We start from the raw sequence: 15,641 nt of genomic DNA, 5'->3' as shown, positions 1-15,641 counted from the left end.
TCTGAAGCATCCCGCCATCAGTACCCCCTCTCTCCGGGAGAGGGGGCCGACCGAGGTGTCTGAAGAGGTACGTCGACTTGAGAGACCGAGTCGATTATGGATTCGGTCCAATACGTTCAGGTCGATGCATTTCTAAAGCATCCCCCGGTCAGTCCCCTCTCCCTCTGGGAGAGGGTTAGGGTGAGGGCATTTTTCGATTCGCCGCAATTCTTATGATTTGCTCTAGCACATCGTCCATCTGCTGGATCATCTCAAGATTACTGAAGCGCACGACTTCAATGCCCTTTTGGTTCAGATAGCGTGTCCGGCGCTGGTCATGAATCAGTCCCGAGGTTTCATAGTGCTGACCACCGTCCAGTTCAATCGCCAATTTCAGCTCGGCACAGTAAAAGTCCAGCACATAGGGCGGACAGGGAAACTGCCGGCGAAATTTCAGATTGGCGATCTGGCGGGAGCGGAGTTTTTGCCACAGCAGGTGTTCGCAGTCGGTTTGATTGACGCGTAGATGGCGAGCGAATTGGGCGAGGGTAGGGCGAGTTTGCATGCTTCACGATCCTTGTGAAGTTGGTTTGAAGTTTTACTTTAGACCATGATCCGCTGACCCGCTGACCCGCTGACCCGCTGACCCGCTGACCCGCTGACCCGCTGACCCGCTGACCTGCTGACCCTCACCCCAGCCCTCCCGAAACGTCGGACCGCCCGGAGGGAGAGGGGGCCGACCGAGGTGTCTTGCGGGGTACATCGACCTGAAGACCGAGTCGATTATAGATTCGGCAAAGCGGTTTCAGGTCGAGTCGATTATGGATTCGGCACAGCACGTTCAGGTCGGCGTAGCTCGCAAGCATCCCCCAATCAGTCCCCTCTCCCTCTGGGCGGTCCGACGTTTCGGGAGGGCTAGGCGGGCGGCGTTCCGATGAGGGGCTTTTCAATCCTCAGAACGCCACAGAAGTCTGCACATAAACCGTCCGAGGCTCCCCCACATACTTGCCCTTGTTGTTGTCATCAAACGAACGCGTGAAGTACTGCGTGTTGAAGATGTTTTTCACCCCCACCGCGACATTCAGATCCGCTAGCTGCGGCCCGAAGTCATACCCCGCGCGGCTGCTGAACAGCATGTAACCGGGGATCTTGCCGGTGCTGCCGTCGGCGCTTTCTTTCGAAGTGTTGGCGTTGTCGGCGAACTGGTCGCTCTGGAAGCTGCTGTCGAGGTTCAACTTCCACGGCCCTTCGGTGTATCCGACGCCAAGCGTGCCTTTGTGCTTCGAAGAAAACGGCACGCGATTGCCTTTGTTCGGCCCGTCTTCGCGGATGGTCGCGTCAACGTAGGCGTAAGTGGCGTAGACATCGAAACCGGCCAGCGCCGGGCTCAAGTCATCCAGCGCGTAGTTGACGCTGGTCTCGATGCCCTGATGGCGAGTTTCGCCACGGGCGATCACCGAGTCGTTGGTCTGGTTGCTTTCGTACTGATTGTCGAAGTTGATCAGGAATGCGCCAATCTCTGCCCGCAACGCGCCGTTGTCATAGCGCGTGCCGAGCTCCCAGGTGCGGGCCTTTTCCGGTTTCACTTCGCCGCTGCTCACGCGGTTGGGCATCTGGCTGTACTGCACGCTGCCGAACGAACCTTCGGTGTTGGCGTACAGGTTCCAGCTGTCGGTCAGGTGATAGAGCACGTTCAGCGCCGGCAGCGCGGTGTTGTAGTCGCCCTTGTATTTGACGTTGGTCAGGTTGTTGGTCTGCTGCGAGTCGATCATCTCGTAGCGCACGCCCGGGGTGATTGTCCATTTGCCGATGTCGATTCGGTCATCGACGAAGAACGCATTGGCCTCGGTGCCGCCGCGGGTGTCGCGGTCATTGCGGCTGTTGGTGGTCGGGTATTCATTGCTGGCGATCGGCGTGCGGTACCGCAGTTCGTGGCCGGCTTCGTTGATGTAGCGGTAGCCGACGCCGACTTCATGACTGGTCGGACCGAGGTCGAAGCCTTGGGCGAAACGGGTTTCCAGGCCGCGTACCCAATACTCGCGCGGCGACAGCGAAAGGAATGTGCCCTGATCCAGATAACCGCTGCGCAGGGTTTTGGTGAAGAACGTGTTGGCGGTGAACTCGCGGCGATCTTCCTGATAGCGATAGCCAAAGTTGAACAGGGTGCGGCGGCCCCAGAACTGATCTTTGAGGCGCGTCGATTGATAGGGATCGGCGTCGTAATCGGCGACATTCAGGCCGCCGGGCATGTCGGCCTTGCCTTCGTAATACTGGGCCATGGCGTTGAAGCTGTTGGCCTCGTCGAGCTGATATTTACCCTTGAGGATCAGGTCGTCGATCTCGGTGTCGCTGTGTTCGCGCCAGTCACCGCCACGCGTGCCGGAGTACAGCAGGGCGCCGCCGAGACCGTTGGCATTGGTGCCGCCGGCCAGCAGGTTGGCGCTGGTCTTGAAGCCGTCATGGCTCGACGATGGACTGGTTTCGGTCTGGAAGCCGCCCTTGACCGTCGGCTCATCCGGGATGGCGCGTGTCACGAAGTTGACCACGCCGCCGACGTTCTGTGGGCCATAGCGCACAGCGCCGCCGCCGCGTACGACGTCGACGGCATCCATGTTGCCCATGCTGATCGGTGCGAACGACAACTGTGGCTGACCGTAAGGTGCGAACGGTACCGGGATGCCGTCCATCAACACCGTCGAACGTGCAGCCAGACGCGGGTTCAATCCACGAATACCGAAGTTGAGTGCCATGTCGTGGCTGCCGGTGCCGTTGTTTTCCGGGGCGTTGACGCCGGGGATACGGTTGAGCACGTCGCGTGCCTGGGTCGCCCCCTGGCGTTCGAATTCTTCGCGGCGGATCACGTCACGGGCACCAGGATGTTCGAAGACGTTGATCTGCGCCGCGTCGCCGAGCCAGTCACCGACGACTTTCGAGGTGTCCAGCTCCAGCGCCGCATCGCCCGCCGATTGCAGGCTGAAGGCGTTATTGCCCTCGGCGCGTGCTTGCAGGCCGGTGCCCTCGAGCAATGCATTCAAACCTTGCTCGGGTGTGTAGCTGCCTTCCAGGCCACGGCTTTGCACGCCGCTGGTGACTTGCGAGCGAAAAGAAATCAGCACACCCGCTTCTCGGCCAAACTGGTTGAGCGCACTTTCCAGCGACGATGGCGCGATGTGATAAGCCTTGGCATCGGCGGCCAGTGCGGCAGGCATGGCACTGAAACTCAGGCTGGCGCCGAAGACGAGGTTGCGCAGGCTGCGAGCCATTGGCGTGAGGCGGGTGGGGTGCATGTCGGATGATCCTGAGAAGGTTGAATCAAGGGGGCTTTCCTTCTCTGTCACGCCAGATCCGAAAAACGGCTCATTTATTTTTCAATGATCAAAAGATCGCAGCCTTCGGCCGCTCCTACCGGAAATATGCATTCCAAATGTAGGAGCTGCCGAAGGCTGCGATCTCTTGATCTTGCTTTTTAAACCCGCGCTTCGACGGTCACCCAGTAGCGGGTGAAGCGCTTCACTTTCACCGGCAAGCTGATTTCCAGCAGATCGAGAATTCGCTCACTGTCGTCCAGCGGATACGTCCCGGAGATCAGCAGATCGGCGACTGTTTTATCGCAATTGAGCTGCCCGCGACGGTAACGGCCGAGTTCATCAAGGAAGTCGCCGAGGCGCATGTGCGCCGCGACCAGCATGCCGTCGGCCCAGGCGCCGCTGTTGGCATTCAGCGGTTTTGCTGCGCTGACGGATGTCGAGGTGAAACTCGATTCGCGCGCGACCGGCAGCAACATTGGCGCGCGTCCATTGCTGCTCAGTTCGACGCGACCGTCGAACAGCGCGACCTGCGTACGATCGGCAAACTGGCGCACGTTGAGACGTGCACCGTGGGTTTTCAGCGTGCCCTGCGCCGTGCGCACTTCGAAGGATTGCGCGGCAGTCAGGAGGATTTCGCCTTCGAGCAGACGAATCAGGCGTGCTGAAGTGTTCACATCCACCGCACTGGCGGTGTTGAGCTGCAACTGATCGCCAGCACCGAGCGCCACTTTGCGCCGCTGGCCGACCGGACTGCGGTAATCGGCGAGCATTGACGGCAGCGGGTTGTGTTCGCGCACGCTCCAGGTGACGGCTGAGCCGGCGCCAAGAATCAGCAGCAGCTTGAGCGCCTGACGACGGCTACCCGACTTCGGTCCGTTCAGCGCCGCATGCGCCAACGGTGAAGACACACCGCGCAAGCGCTGATTGACCCGTTGAATGTGTTCCCACGCCCGACGATGTTCGCTGTGCGCGTCCAGCCATTGTTGCCAGGCCTGTTGCTGACGCGGGGTGAGTGCGCCTTGCTGCATTTCCATCAGCCAGTGCACGGCCTGTTCGGCCACTTGCGAAGAGAAATCCGGGGCGCGGTTCATAGGGCGAAGTAGCAACGCATCGCCGCTTTGTTCAGATGCCGTTTGACCGTGGCCACGCAAATGCCGAGTTCCGCAGCGATCTGTGGATAGGTCAGGCCATCGACCTGCGCCAGCAGAAAGGCGCGTTTGACCTGACGCGGCAAGCCGTCAAGCAATTGATCCAGCTCCATCAGGGTTTGCAGGATGATCGCTTTGTCTTCTTCCGACGGCGCGACCATCTCCGGCATCTGCGCCAAGGTATCGAGATAAGCGCGTTCGAGGTCTTGCCGGCGGTAATGATTGAACAGAACGCGCTTCGCCAGCGTGGTGAGGAAGGCGCGCGGCTCGTTGATCACCGGTGGCTCGCGGGCGGTCAGCAGCTTGATGAACGTGTCCTGCGCCAGGTCCGCTGCGCTGTCCGGGCAGCCGAGTTTGCGCCGCAGCCAGCCAGTCAGCCAGCTGTGATGAGCCTGATAGAGCGATTCGACGGGGTGGGCGGACGACAACGGTGAACTCCGGGCGCTTTCTTGACGCGGTAGAGAGTACGTTAGAGAACAAGAACTGTTCGCATTGTAGGGGGTGAAGCGCTCAGCCGGCAATCAGATGCTTTTGCATATGAGAATATTTATCATTAATATTGCTCGCCTAGCAGTCCGGCACATCGGCCGGACGTTTTTCGTTTCAGGGTCGAAACATGAAAGGCAAACTCGCCACACTTCCCATGTCCTACCGTCTGGCGGTCACCTCGCGAGTATTGGCGGCGGTGTTCGGCGGCTATCTGGTTGCCGCGCTGGCCAGCGTCACCCTGACGTTGTGGTTGCCGTTGAGCCGCGCCGAAGCGGTGGTCACCGGCATGACCATTTCGTTTCTGGTCTATCTGGTCGCCGTACTGTGGTGTTTCGCATGCCGCACCGCATGGTCGGCGTGGGTCGGTTTGTTGGTGCCGAGCGTGATTCTGGCGACCATTTCCGGTGCTGCACGTGGATTGGGGCTGGCATGAAAGAAGGTTTCCGTCAGGCGATGGCCTGGCTGCACACCTGGACCGGATTGCTGTTCGGCTGGTTGCTGTTTGCGATTTTTCTGACCGGGACGCTGGCCTATTTCAAAGATGAAATCAGCCACTGGATGCAGCCGGAAATCCCGGCGCGCTCGGTGAGTGCCGAGACGAGCCTGACCCTGGCCCAGGATTATCTGCAGCAACATGCCGCTGGCGCCTCACGCTGGCTGATCGATATGCCTGATGCCCGCGATCCCGGGCTGACCGTGCGCTGGCAGCAAGCGCCGGCCAATCCCGGCGAGCGCGGGCGCTTCGAATCGAAAACCCTCGACGCACAAACCGGCACCGAAGTGCAGGGCCGCGCAAGCATGGGCGGCGAGTTTTTCTACCGCTTCCACTTTCAGTTGCAGATGCCTTACCCGTGGGGCCGCTGGCTGGCGACCATCGCTGCGATGGTGATGTTCGTCGCGCTGATCACCGGCATCATCACCCACAAGAAAATCTTCAAGGACTTCTTCACCTTCCGCCCGCGTAAAGGCCAGCGTTCCTGGCTCGACGGGCATAACGCCGTCGGCGTGCTGGTGCTGCCGTTTCACTTGATGATCACTTACAGCAGCCTGGTGATTTTCATGTCGATGGTCATGCCGGCGAGCATCGTCGCGTCTTACGGCAGCGACGTGCGCAAGTTCTACGACGAAGTATTTCCCGCCTCGAAGACTCCCGAGCGGGCCAACGTGAGCGCAACACTCGCGCCGATGGCGCCGCTGTTGGCCAAGGCCAGCGAGCAATGGTCGGGTGGCGCCACCGCACGCCTGTCAGTGAACAATCCGGACGACGCCAATGCCAGCGTGGTGCTGTCACGCGCCAGTGATCGCGTGGTGCATGATTTCGGCAGCGCCGTGACCTTCAACGGCGTCACCGGCGAACGGCTCGGCAGCACACCGGAACAACCGGTGGCGATGGCCGTCGGCGGCGCGTTCTATGGTTTGCACATGGGCCATTTCGCCGGCCCGGTTTTGCGCTGGCTGTACTTCATCTGTGGCCTGGCCGGGACGGCAATGATCGGCACCGGGCTGGTGATCTGGCTCGGCAAGCGTCAACTCAAACACGCCAAGAGCGGTGTGATGCCGTTCGAGTTGCGAATGGTGGAAGTGCTGAACATCGCCAGCATGGCCGGGCTGGTTTCGGCGGTGGCGGTGTTCTTTCTGGCCAATCGTCTGTTGCCGGTGAGCCTTGCCGGACGTGCGGATTGGGAAGTGAATGCGTTCTTCATCGCTTGGGGTTTGAGTGTGGTGCACGCGTTGTGGCGTCCGGGGCGCAAGGCCTGGATTGAACAGCTTGTGCTGGGCGCTGCACTGTTCGTCGCGGTGCCGCTTGTCAATGCGCTGACCACGCCGTGGAACCTTGCTGCAACCCTGATGCAGGGCGATTGGACCTTGGCCGGTTTTGATCTGACGTGCGTCGCAACAGGTCTCTTCCTGGCGTGGGCTGGGTGGAAAATGCAGCGCGCCGCAAACACCGCCAGCGCCAAAAAGCCCCGTCGAGAAAAGGCTGCGCCGATCATCCTTGAGCAAGGGGCGAACTGATGCTTTTGCCTTTGTTGCTCACCTACGCCGGATTCACCGCGTTGTGCCTGTCGATGCCTCGGCACCACGATGAACTACTCGGGCAGAAGCCTTCTGAGCGTCGTCGTCAAGGCCTGAAAATCGGCGGATGGTTGTTGCTGTGCTTGTCGCTCGCGGCAGCGGTGAAGGCCAACGGCTTGAGCTTCGGTCTGGTCGACTGGTTCGCCGTGCTGATGCTCAGTGCGCTGGCCTTGGTGTTGCTGCTGCCGTATCGCCCGCGTTTGGCCTTGGCACTGGCCGGATTGAGCCTGTTGGCCAGTCCGGTCGCAGCCTGGGTGCAATGCTGAGGTGCTGATCGGTCTGCCGCCAGAATCGCGCGACGACGAGCCGCTTGGCGCACGTGCGCATTTTCTCCAGGTTTTTCTGTCCCAGCGTTCGCAAATGGAAGCGCTGGTGAGCCGGCGCGTCGGTTGCCGGGCGACGGCGGCGGATCTGGTGCAGGACCTGTTTCTGCGCTTCTGGCGACGGCCGCTGGTGCAGGTCGAAGAACTCAGCACCTACCTTTTGCGCTGTGCCGGCAACATTGCCATCGACCATCTGCGCAGCGAAGGCACGCGCACACGGGTCAATGAAGGCTGGCAACCGGACGAACCGCACAGCCACGGCAGCGAGCCGCAAGCCGCGCTGGAAGCGGGCAACGATTTGCGCCATGTCGAAGCGGCGTTGCGTGCGTTGCCCGAGCGTACTCGACAGATCTTTTTGCTCAATCGCATCCACGGTCGCAAGTACGCGCAAATCGCCAAAGCCATGGGCCTTTCCCAAAGTGCTGTGGAAAAACATATGATGCGCGCCCTCGAGGCCTGCAAGGCCAGCCTGCGCGAACCCGCGCCACGTCCGCCAGGGAAAGCACCGTGAAGCACACCGATTGCATCCGTCCGACGCCCGCTCAGGAGCAGGCCGCACTGGCCTGGCTGAGCCTGTTGCACGATCGTCCGAGTGCTGGCGATCAATTGACATTCAGCCAATGGCTGCGCGCCGATCCGGCCCACGCCGAGGCATACGCGCAGGCGCAAGTGCTCTGGGAATTGAGCGAAGGTCCGGCGCAGACACTGGCCGCTGAAGAGGCGTTGGCGTTGCAGGGCTATCTCGATGCGATGGCGCGCCCGCGTCGTTCGCCGCTGTTGCGTTGGTCCGCAGCGCTGGCGATGGCGGCGTGTCTGCTGTTGATGGTCAGCCTCGGTACGGGCTGGCAGCCGCAGCGTTGGGTCGAAGATCTCGGCGCGGATTACGTCTCGGCCCCCGGTGAAATTCGTACGGTGACCCTGGCCGATCAATCGCAAGTCACGCTCGATGCCGACAGCGCCATTGCCGTGGATTTCAGTCACGGCGAGCGGCATGTGCAGCTGCGTCGCGGTGCCGGTTTTTTCAGCGTGACGCACACCGGTGATCCGTTTGTGGTCGAGGCCGAGCAGGGCGAGGCGCGGGTGCTCGGTACGCAATTCGAAGTGCGCCTGCAGCCACACGGCGCGCAGGTCACGGTGCTGTCCGGGCGCGTTGGGGTAAAGGCCGATCGTCAAGGCGAACAGCAGATTCTCACGGCCGGGCAGCAGGTGGCTTACGGTGACGGCGCGGCGGAAAAACTTCACGCGACGGACAGTGAGGCGCAACTGGCTTGGCGCCAGGGCTGGCTGACGTATTACAAATCGACGCTGGCCGAGGTGGTTGAAGATCTGCGGCGTTATTACCCGGGGCGGATTGTTGTGCTCAACGACGAGTTGGCGGCGCGCAAGGTCAGTGGCAGTTTTCCGAGCAAGGATCCACAGGCGGTGCTCAGGTCCCTGCAGGGAGTGATGGGGTTTGAGCAGCATCAGGTGTTGGGGCATCTGATTATTTTGCGTTGAGGCGGCTAAAGCCATCGCGAGCAGGCTCACTCCTACAGGGGAACGCATTCCAAATGTAGGAGTGAGCCTGCTCGCGATGGCGCCCGATCGAACACCACAAAAAATAATTTTCAAATGTTGGTGAGGTAAACATCTGCCCCATCCGTGTAGTGACTGAAACTGCGATCCATTCGCATCCGTAGCGGTTCTACACAGGTCATTGAGCAATGAAGTCCAGGGCAAAATCGGGTTCGGTCAAACAGTGGTTGGGCGTGTCGGCGTTGAGTTTTTCGGCATTGGCGTTGTTGCCGACGAGCATGACGCTCGCCGCTGAAGCGGCCAGCAGTCAGACGCAAAAACAGTTCAATTTCGCCTTGGCCGCCAAACCGCTTCCCCAAGCCCTCAGCGACTTCAGTCGTGTCACCGGGCAGAGCGTGGTCTACACCGATGAAGCGCCGTACGGCCTCACTGCACCGGCGGTCAACGGCCAGATGAACGCCGAACAGGCGTTGCAGCGCCTGCTCAGCGGCTCGGGCCTGAGCTTCCGCCGCACCGACAGCCATACCTTGGCGCTGGAACCGAAACCGACTGAAGGCGCGCTGAACCTTGGCGCCACCACCATAACCTCGTTGCGCAACGACTCAATGAGCTATCAGCCACCGGAAACCAGCTCGGTGATGCGTTCCTCGGCCTCGCTGCAGGAAGTCCCGCAGACAGTCAACGTGATTGCGGCACAGGTCATCCGCGATCAGGCCCCGCGCAATCTCGACGATGCGCTGGCCAACGTCAGTGGCATCACTCAAGGCAACACGCTCGGCAGCACGCAAGACTCGGTGATGACGCGCGGCTTCGGTGACAACCGTAACGGTTCGATCATGCGCGACGGCATGCCGATCGTGCAGGGCCGTGGCATGAACGCCACGGTCGAGCGCGTCGAAGTGCTCAAGGGGCCGGCCTCGTTGCTCTATGGCATTCAGGACCCGGGCGGCGTGGTCAACATGGTCAGCAAGAAACCCGAACTGACGCCGTACAACGCGCTGACCTTGCGTGGCTCGACCTACGGCGACGGCAAGAATGGCAGTGGCGGCACCTTCGACAGCACCGGTGCACTGGGCGATACCGGTTTGGCCTATCGCATGGTGCTTGATCATGAAGACGAAGATTACTGGCGCAATTTCGGCACCCATCGCGAAACCCTGATCGCGCCGTCGCTGGCCTGGTTCGGCGAAAGCACCAAGCTGCTGTTCGCTTACGAACACCGTGAATTCCTCACGCCGTTCGACCGTGGCACGCTGATCGATCCGCGCACCAATCATCCGCTGGATATCTCGCGCAACGAGCGTCTGGACGAGCCGTTCAACGACATGGAAGGGCGTTCCGACCTCTACCATTTCGAAGCTGACCACGAACTCAACGACGACTGGAAAGCCCACTTCGGCTACAGCTGGAACCGTGAAACCTACGACGCCAGCCAGGTGCGTGTCACCGCCATCAACACCAAAAACGGCACACTGACCCGCAGCATGGACGGCACCCAAGGCGCGATCAGCACCGACCGTTTCACCACCGCCAGCCTTGAAGGCAAAGTCAACGTGCTGGGCCTGCAGCATGACCTGGTGTTCGGCGTCGACGACGAATATCGCAAGATCTACCGTGCCGACCTGATCCGCCAGAAAAGCCTGAGCACTTTCAGCTACGTCAGTCCGGTGTATGGCCGTGAAGTCGAAGGCACCACCGTCAGTGCCGCCGACAGCGCGCAGACCGATGAACTGCGCAGCGATTCGATCTTCCTGCAGGACTCGATCCACCTCACCGACCAGTGGATTCTGGTCGCTGGCGGGCGCTTTCAGGAGTACGACCAGTACGCAGGCAAAGGCGTGCCGTTCAAGGCCAACACCGACAGCAACGGCCAGAAGTGGGTGCCACGCGCCGGTCTGGTGTATCGCTACACCGACGCCTTGTCGTTCTACGGCAGCTACACCGAATCGTTCAAACCCAACTCGACCATCGCCCCGTTGAGCGGCAGCAGCACCGTGCTCGACGGCAGCATTGCACCGGAAGAAGCCAAGTCATGGGAGCTGGGCGCGCGCCTCGATATGCCGGGACAAATCACCGGCAACATCGCGCTGTTCGACATCAAGAAACGCAACGTGCTGGTGGCCAATTCCGAAGGCCCGACGACGATCTACAGTGCGGCCGGCGAAGTGCGCTCCCGTGGTCTGGAAATGGATCTGACCGGTCAGTTGAGCGAGCACTGGAGCATGATCGGCAGCTACGCCTACACCGATGCCGAAGTCACCGAAGACCCGGACTACAAAGGCAAGCGTTTGCAGAATGTGGCGAAAAATTCCGGTTCATTGTCGGCGGTGTATGACTTCGGCAGCGTGATCGGCGGCGATCAGCTACGCGTCGGCGCTGGCGCTCGTTATGTCGGTGAGCGTGCCGGTAACGCGGTGAATGATTTTGATCTGCCGAGCTACACCGTGGCCGATGCGTTTGCCACTTACGACACCAAGGTTGAAGGGCAGAAGGTCAAGTTTCAGCTCAATGTGAAGAACTTGTTTGATCGCACTTACTACACCTCGGCGGCGAGCCGGTTCTTCGTGTCGATGGGCGATTCGCGGCAGGTTTCGCTGTCCAGCACTTTGGAGTTTTAAGCCAAGATCAAAAACCCCTCATCGGAACGCCGCCCGCCTAACCCTCTCCCCGAGGGAGAGGGGACTGACCGGGGGATATTCCAAAGGTACACCGACTTGAACGTGATGCTTTGAATACATAATCGCTTCGGTGTTTCAGGTCGACGTATAGCGCCAGACACCTCGGTCGGCTCCCTCTCCCTCAGGGAGAGGGCTGGGGTGAGGGGAAAAGGCTTCAACGCAAAAACGCCAGCCGATATTCGCCCGGTGTCCCACCCAACACCTGCTTGAACCGATTAGTGAAATGACTCGCGCTGGCAAACCCGCACGCCAGCGCAATCTCCCCCAACGGCAGCGAAGTGCTGCGCAACAACTCCCGCGCCCGACTCAAGCGCCGCGCCAGCACGTATTGATGCGGTGGCAGGCCGAAGCTCGTACGGAACATCCGCGCAAAGTGGTATTCCGACAACGCACACATCCCGGCCAGTTGTCCGAGGCTGATCGGTTCGGCCAACTGACTGTCGATGAACTCCACCAATTGCCGGCGCTGATGCGGCGCCAGGCCGCCCTTTAGCCGCAAGCCCTGACGAGCACCGACCTGGCTGAGCAGCGTGTGGCTGAGCAGTTCATGGGCGAGGCTGCTGGTCAGCAAACGTTCCGCGGGCTCATCCCAGTTCAACGTCAGCAACTGGCGAAAGCGCTGCGCCTGCTGCGGGTCTTCAAGAAAGGTCTGTTCACGCAATTGCATTTCCCGTGGCTCGCGATCCAGCAGCGTGACGCAACCCAGGGCAAATTGTTCGGCGCTGAAATACAGGTGCGCGAGGCGAATATCGCCGTTGATCACCCAGCCGGACTGGTGATCCGCCGGCAGAATGCACAACTTGTCCGGCCCGCCTTTGTGCCCCGGTTGCCCGCGACGAAAGGTGCCGGTGCCGCCCGCGATATAGCAGGAAAGAGTGTGATGACTCGGCGCCTCGTATTCCTGGGCGTCATGGTGATTGGTCCACAGGGCCGCAGACAAACCGTCACCGAGTTCGGCGCTATGCACGAGACGTGCATTGGGCGAACGGTTAAGTGCCTGAAAGACTTGCAGGGTATCGATGGCGGACATGATCGTTTCTCTCCAACGCCTTGCATCCTACTCCGTAGGCGCCGCCCTGCCAGCCCGGCGGGCGACAAAAGCGCAAGATTGTGCAAGCGCAGTCTGGCAGATGCAGTCGACACTCAAGGCCTATCGAGGAGCCTCTGTCATGAATCTTTCGTTGTATCTGCTGACCGTGCTGATCTGGGGCACCACCTGGATTGCCCTGAAATGGCAACTGGGCGTGGTGGCGATTGCGGTGTCGATCGTTTATCGCTTCGGCCTCGCTGCACTGGTGCTGTTTGCATTGCTGCTGCTCAGTCGGCGTCTGCAACCGATGAACCGGCGCGGTCACCTGATCTGTGTCGCGCAGGGGTTGTGCCTGTTCTGCGTGAACTTCATGTGTTTCCTGACGGCCAGTCAGTGGATTCCCAGTGGCCTGGTAGCAGTGGTGTTTTCCACCGCGACATTGTGGAACGCGCTGAATGCGCGGGTGTTCTTCGCTCAGCGTATTGCGCGCAATGTGCTGATGGGCGGTGCGCTGGGGCTGTCTGGCCTCGGCATGTTGTTCTGGCCGGAACTGGCCGGGCATCAGGCTACCCCGCAAACCTTGTTCGGTCTCGGTCTGGCGCTGTGCGGCACGCTGTGTTTCTCGGCGGGCAACATGCTCTCGAGCCTGCAACAGAAGGCCGGCCTCAAGCCGCTGACCACCAATGCCTGGGGCATGGCCTACGGTGCTGCGATGTTATCGCTGTGGTGCCTGGTCAAAGGTATTCCGTTCGACATGGACTGGTCATCACGCTATGTCGGGGCGCTTTTGTATCTGGTGATACCGGGTTCAGTCATCGGCTTCACCGCTTATCTGACGCTGGTCGGGCGCATGGGGCCGGAACGGGCTGCCTATTGCACGGTGCTGTTCCCGGTGGTGGCACTGAACGTTTCTGCGTTTGCTGAAGGTTATCAGTGGACAGCGCCAGCACTGGCCGGCCTGGTACTGGTGATGCTGGGTAACTTATTGGTATTTCGCAAGCCTCGGCCAGCGCAACTTTCAGCGCAGGAAAAGTTAGCCTGATCGCTTTGAAGATCGAGCGCTTATTTATCACTGCTCGATCTTCAGAATGATAAAAATCATTAGCGGGAATATAAAGTCGACTATATGCCTTGCCCAGTCCTTGGCGTTCCAGATTTCCGAGTTGTCCATGTCGAACCATTCGACGCCAACGACTTGCAGGCAGAAGTAGTAAATGAATATTGCGATCAACAAACCGATAACCGCATACTTTTTGGCTTCATGAAAAACCGCTGCCGATTGTTTTATTTTTCGGTAAAGGTGATAAGTTCCCACGAGGCAGAAACTTGTATAGAGCGCCTCCAGCGTTATGATCAGCCAGTAGATCCGGTGGTGCAGCATGGGGGAAGTGATTGCCCGATAGCGTATATTGGGGTTTTTCAGACTGGTGTCCATGCTCAGAACATGGCCGACATACTCATAATTTGAAGCATAGTCGGTAAAGTTGCTGAACATCACCAGAATTCCAAAAAAGCTTATAAGTGCCATGAGGATGACTTTACTATATCGTACTATTTCGTCGGTGCTAAGGCTGTTCAAGGTTAAATCTCTCCATAACTTATTGTCGTGAATTCGATAGTTGAGGAGAGTTTATAACGGTTGTTTCGGGTTTTGGTTCGGGTTCAATTACAAGGTGTGTGTTTCATTGTGTTTTTTAATAAAACGGGCAAGTACTGTCGTACTTGCCCGTTCTGTCATCCGCGCCAGACTTGCGGGTTGACCAGATCCTGCGGGCGTTCGCCGAGCAAGGCGCTGCGCAGGTTGGCGAGGGCACGGTTTGCCATGGCTTCGCGGGTTTCATTCGTGGCCGAGCCGATGTGCGGCAGGGTTACGGCGTTTTTCAACCGGAACAGTGGCGACTCGGCCAGCGGTTCTTTTTCGTAAACGTCCAGACCGGCACCGCGAATGCGGTTGTTTTGCAGGGCTTCGATCAGCGCGGGTTCGTCGACGACCGGGCCACGGGAGATGTTGACGAGGATGGCGCTTGGTTTCATCAAGGCCAATTCGCGGTGGCTGATGAGGTGGCGGGTTTTGTCGCTGAGTGGCACGACCAGGCAGACGAAGTCGGCTTCAGCCAGCAGTTGGTCGAGGCTGCGAAATTGGGCGCCGAGTTGTTGTTCAAGGTCGGTTTTGCGGCTGTTGCCGCTGTAGATGATCGGCATGTTGAAGCCGAGGTGGCCACGGCGGGCGATGGCGGCACCGATGTTGCCCATGCCGATGATGCCGAGAGTTTTGCCGTGCACGTCACAGCCGAACAGCGGGGCGCCGACGCTGGCTTGCCATTGGCCGGCCTTGGTCCAGGCGTCGAGTTCGGCGACGCGGCGGGCGCTGCTCATGATCAGTGCAAAAGCCAGATCAGCGGTGCTTTCGGTGAGGACGTCGGGGGTGTTGGTGAGCATGATGCCGCGTTGGTTGAAGTAGTCGAGGTCGTAATTGTCGTAGCCGACGGAGACGCTGGAGACGGCTTCGAGTTTGGTCGCGGTTTCGAGTTGGGCCTGGCCGAGTTTGCGGCCGACGCCGATGAGGCCGTGGGCGTGGGGCAGGGCTTCGTTGAATTGGGCGTTGATGTCGCCGGTTTTTGGGTTGGGGACGATGACGTCGAACTCTTGTTGCAGGCGTTCGATCATTGGCGGGGTGATGCGGCTGAAGGCCAGGACAGTTTTTTTCATTGGTTTTGGCTCGTTGTCGGGCTTGATGCCAAGCAAGCTAACATTTTTGCCTTGGGGATGTCTTGGCGGCCTTTGGGCCGGCCATGTTCTTGGGGTTTTGGGTGTATATCCGTTTTTTTGGGGGTTGCGACTGGCGGTTTCGCCCTTACGGCGAGTCACCTTTTCCAAACGCCGAAAAGGTAACCGAAAAGGCTTTGCTCCTGCGTTCGGCCCGCTCGCTGGGGCTCGGGGTTCCTTCGCTCCGGGATCGATCCGGGGGGCAGCGCCTACGGTTTGCTTCGCTGCACCTCCTCTCGCTGTGTTTGGCTGCGCCAAACGGTCGCTGCGCTCCCACCCCCGGATCAATCCCTCCACTCAGCCTTCCGACGTCGCCTTACAGATCAAGA

The 15,641-nt window shown here is 59.9% G+C and carries 14 protein-coding genes; 7 read left to right on the top strand and 7 right to left on the bottom strand.

From position 1 onward, the window contains the following. Window positions 1-175: 175 nt before the first annotated feature. The 4 genes from AK821_RS02325 to AK821_RS02310 all read right to left on the bottom strand — a co-directional run bounded on the left by AK821_RS02325 (window position 176) and on the right by AK821_RS02310 (window position 4,863). Window positions 176-544 carry an endonuclease domain-containing protein gene (locus tag AK821_RS02325; RefSeq protein WP_064387953.1) on the bottom strand — a complete coding sequence of 123 codons (369 nt, stop codon included), beginning with the start codon at window positions 542-544 and terminating at the stop codon, window positions 176-178. 388 nt (window positions 545-932) lie between these two features. Continuing rightward, window positions 933-3,266: a TonB-dependent Fe(3+) dicitrate receptor FecA gene (gene fecA / locus AK821_RS02320; RefSeq protein ID WP_064387952.1), complete on the bottom strand. Its 2,334-nt coding sequence runs from the start codon at window positions 3,264-3,266 to the stop codon at window positions 933-935. Window positions 3,267-3,445: 179 nt separating this feature from the next. Next, window positions 3,446-4,378, bottom strand: a complete 933-nt coding sequence (locus tag AK821_RS02315) for a FecR domain-containing protein (RefSeq protein ID WP_064387951.1) — start codon at window positions 4,376-4,378, stop codon at window positions 3,446-3,448. After that, window positions 4,375-4,863 carry a sigma-70 family RNA polymerase sigma factor gene (locus tag AK821_RS02310; RefSeq protein ID WP_064387950.1) on the bottom strand — a complete coding sequence of 163 codons (489 nt, stop codon included), beginning with the start codon at window positions 4,861-4,863 and terminating at the stop codon, window positions 4,375-4,377. The genes AK821_RS02315 and AK821_RS02310 overlap by 4 nt, the downstream gene beginning before the upstream one ends. 188 nt (window positions 4,864-5,051) lie before the next feature. Here AK821_RS02310 and AK821_RS02305 point away from each other — a divergent pair, with 188 nt between their 5' ends. From AK821_RS02305 to AK821_RS02280, 6 genes are all read left to right on the top strand, one after another. Further along, entirely contained in the window at window positions 5,052-5,357 is a 306-nt protein-coding gene (locus AK821_RS02305; RefSeq protein ID WP_016986986.1) for a DUF3649 domain-containing protein, read from the top strand. After that, on the top strand, window positions 5,354-6,940 hold the full coding sequence (locus AK821_RS02300) for a PepSY-associated TM helix domain-containing protein (RefSeq protein WP_064387949.1): 1,587 nt from the start codon (window positions 5,354-5,356) through the stop codon (window positions 6,938-6,940). Before AK821_RS02305 ends, AK821_RS02300 begins: the two co-directional genes overlap by 4 nt. Continuing rightward, complete coding sequence (locus tag AK821_RS02295) at window positions 6,940-7,266, top strand: DUF3325 domain-containing protein (protein WP_064387948.1); 327 nt, start codon at window positions 6,940-6,942, stop codon at window positions 7,264-7,266. The genes AK821_RS02300 and AK821_RS02295 overlap by 1 nt, the downstream gene beginning before the upstream one ends. A 1-nt stretch (window position 7,267) precedes the next feature. Further along, a complete protein-coding gene (locus AK821_RS02290) occupies window positions 7,268-7,834 on the top strand; it encodes an RNA polymerase sigma factor (RefSeq protein ID WP_064387947.1) in 567 nt (188 codons plus the stop codon). Next, the gene (locus AK821_RS02285) at window positions 7,831-8,820 is read left to right on the top strand and encodes a FecR family protein (protein ID WP_064387946.1); all 990 of its coding nucleotides are present in this window, start codon (window positions 7,831-7,833) and stop codon (window positions 8,818-8,820) included. The genes AK821_RS02290 and AK821_RS02285 overlap by 4 nt, the downstream gene beginning before the upstream one ends. A 206-nt stretch (window positions 8,821-9,026) precedes the next feature. Next, the gene (locus AK821_RS02280; protein WP_064387945.1) at window positions 9,027-11,456 is read left to right on the top strand and encodes a TonB-dependent siderophore receptor; all 2,430 of its coding nucleotides are present in this window, start codon (window positions 9,027-9,029) and stop codon (window positions 11,454-11,456) included. A 214-nt stretch (window positions 11,457-11,670) separates the two neighbouring features. On the opposite strand, the gene AK821_RS02275 is transcribed toward AK821_RS02280, so the two are convergent. Then, window positions 11,671-12,546 carry an AraC family transcriptional regulator gene (locus tag AK821_RS02275; protein WP_064387944.1) on the bottom strand — a complete coding sequence of 292 codons (876 nt, stop codon included), beginning with the start codon at window positions 12,544-12,546 and terminating at the stop codon, window positions 11,671-11,673. Window positions 12,547-12,685: 139 nt separating this feature from the next. Here AK821_RS02275 and AK821_RS02270 point away from each other — a divergent pair, with 139 nt between their 5' ends. After that, on the top strand, window positions 12,686-13,588 hold the full coding sequence (locus AK821_RS02270) for a DMT family transporter (protein ID WP_064387943.1): 903 nt from the start codon (window positions 12,686-12,688) through the stop codon (window positions 13,586-13,588). A gap of 27 nt (window positions 13,589-13,615) precedes the next feature. On the opposite strand, the gene AK821_RS02265 is transcribed toward AK821_RS02270, so the two are convergent. Next, a complete protein-coding gene (locus AK821_RS02265) occupies window positions 13,616-14,125 on the bottom strand; it encodes a DUF2165 family protein (protein WP_064387942.1) in 510 nt (169 codons plus the stop codon). A gap of 155 nt (window positions 14,126-14,280) precedes the next feature. Further along, complete coding sequence (locus AK821_RS02260; protein WP_064387941.1) at window positions 14,281-15,255, bottom strand: 2-hydroxyacid dehydrogenase; 975 nt, start codon at window positions 15,253-15,255, stop codon at window positions 14,281-14,283. Window positions 15,256-15,641 lie beyond the last annotated feature (386 nt).

The sequence above is a fragment of the Pseudomonas sp. RIT-PI-r genome (genome assembly GCF_001297015.1).
Lineage (GTDB): Bacteria > Pseudomonadota > Gammaproteobacteria > Pseudomonadales > Pseudomonadaceae > Aquipseudomonas.
The sequence above is the reverse complement of the archived record's forward strand: the minus strand, read 5'-3'. Positions and strand labels throughout refer to the sequence as shown.

Bases quoted from the DNA above. Each gene is read 5' to 3' on its own strand.
- AK821_RS02260 (WP_064387941.1), bottom strand. From the start codon at position 15,255: ATGAAAAAAACTGTCCTGGCCTTCAGCCGCATCACCCCGCCAATGATC.
- AK821_RS02325 (WP_064387953.1), bottom strand. From the start codon at position 544: ATGCAAACTCGCCCTACCCTCGCCCAATTCGCTCGCCATCTACGCGTC.
- AK821_RS02280 (WP_064387945.1), top strand. From the start codon at position 9,027: ATGAAGTCCAGGGCAAAATCGGGTTCGGTCAAACAGTGGTTGGGCGTG.
- AK821_RS02315 (WP_064387951.1), bottom strand. From the start codon at position 4,378: ATGAACCGCGCCCCGGATTTCTCTTCGCAAGTGGCCGAACAGGCCGTG.
- AK821_RS02275 (WP_064387944.1), bottom strand. From the start codon at position 12,546: ATGTCCGCCATCGATACCCTGCAAGTCTTTCAGGCACTTAACCGTTCG.
- AK821_RS02295 (WP_064387948.1), top strand. From the start codon at position 6,940: ATGCTTTTGCCTTTGTTGCTCACCTACGCCGGATTCACCGCGTTGTGC.
- AK821_RS02300 (WP_064387949.1), top strand. From the start codon at position 5,354: ATGAAAGAAGGTTTCCGTCAGGCGATGGCCTGGCTGCACACCTGGACC.
- fecA (WP_064387952.1), bottom strand. From the start codon at position 3,266: ATGCACCCCACCCGCCTCACGCCAATGGCTCGCAGCCTGCGCAACCTC.
- AK821_RS02270 (WP_064387943.1), top strand. From the start codon at position 12,686: ATGAATCTTTCGTTGTATCTGCTGACCGTGCTGATCTGGGGCACCACC.
- AK821_RS02305 (WP_016986986.1), top strand. From the start codon at position 5,052: ATGAAAGGCAAACTCGCCACACTTCCCATGTCCTACCGTCTGGCGGTC.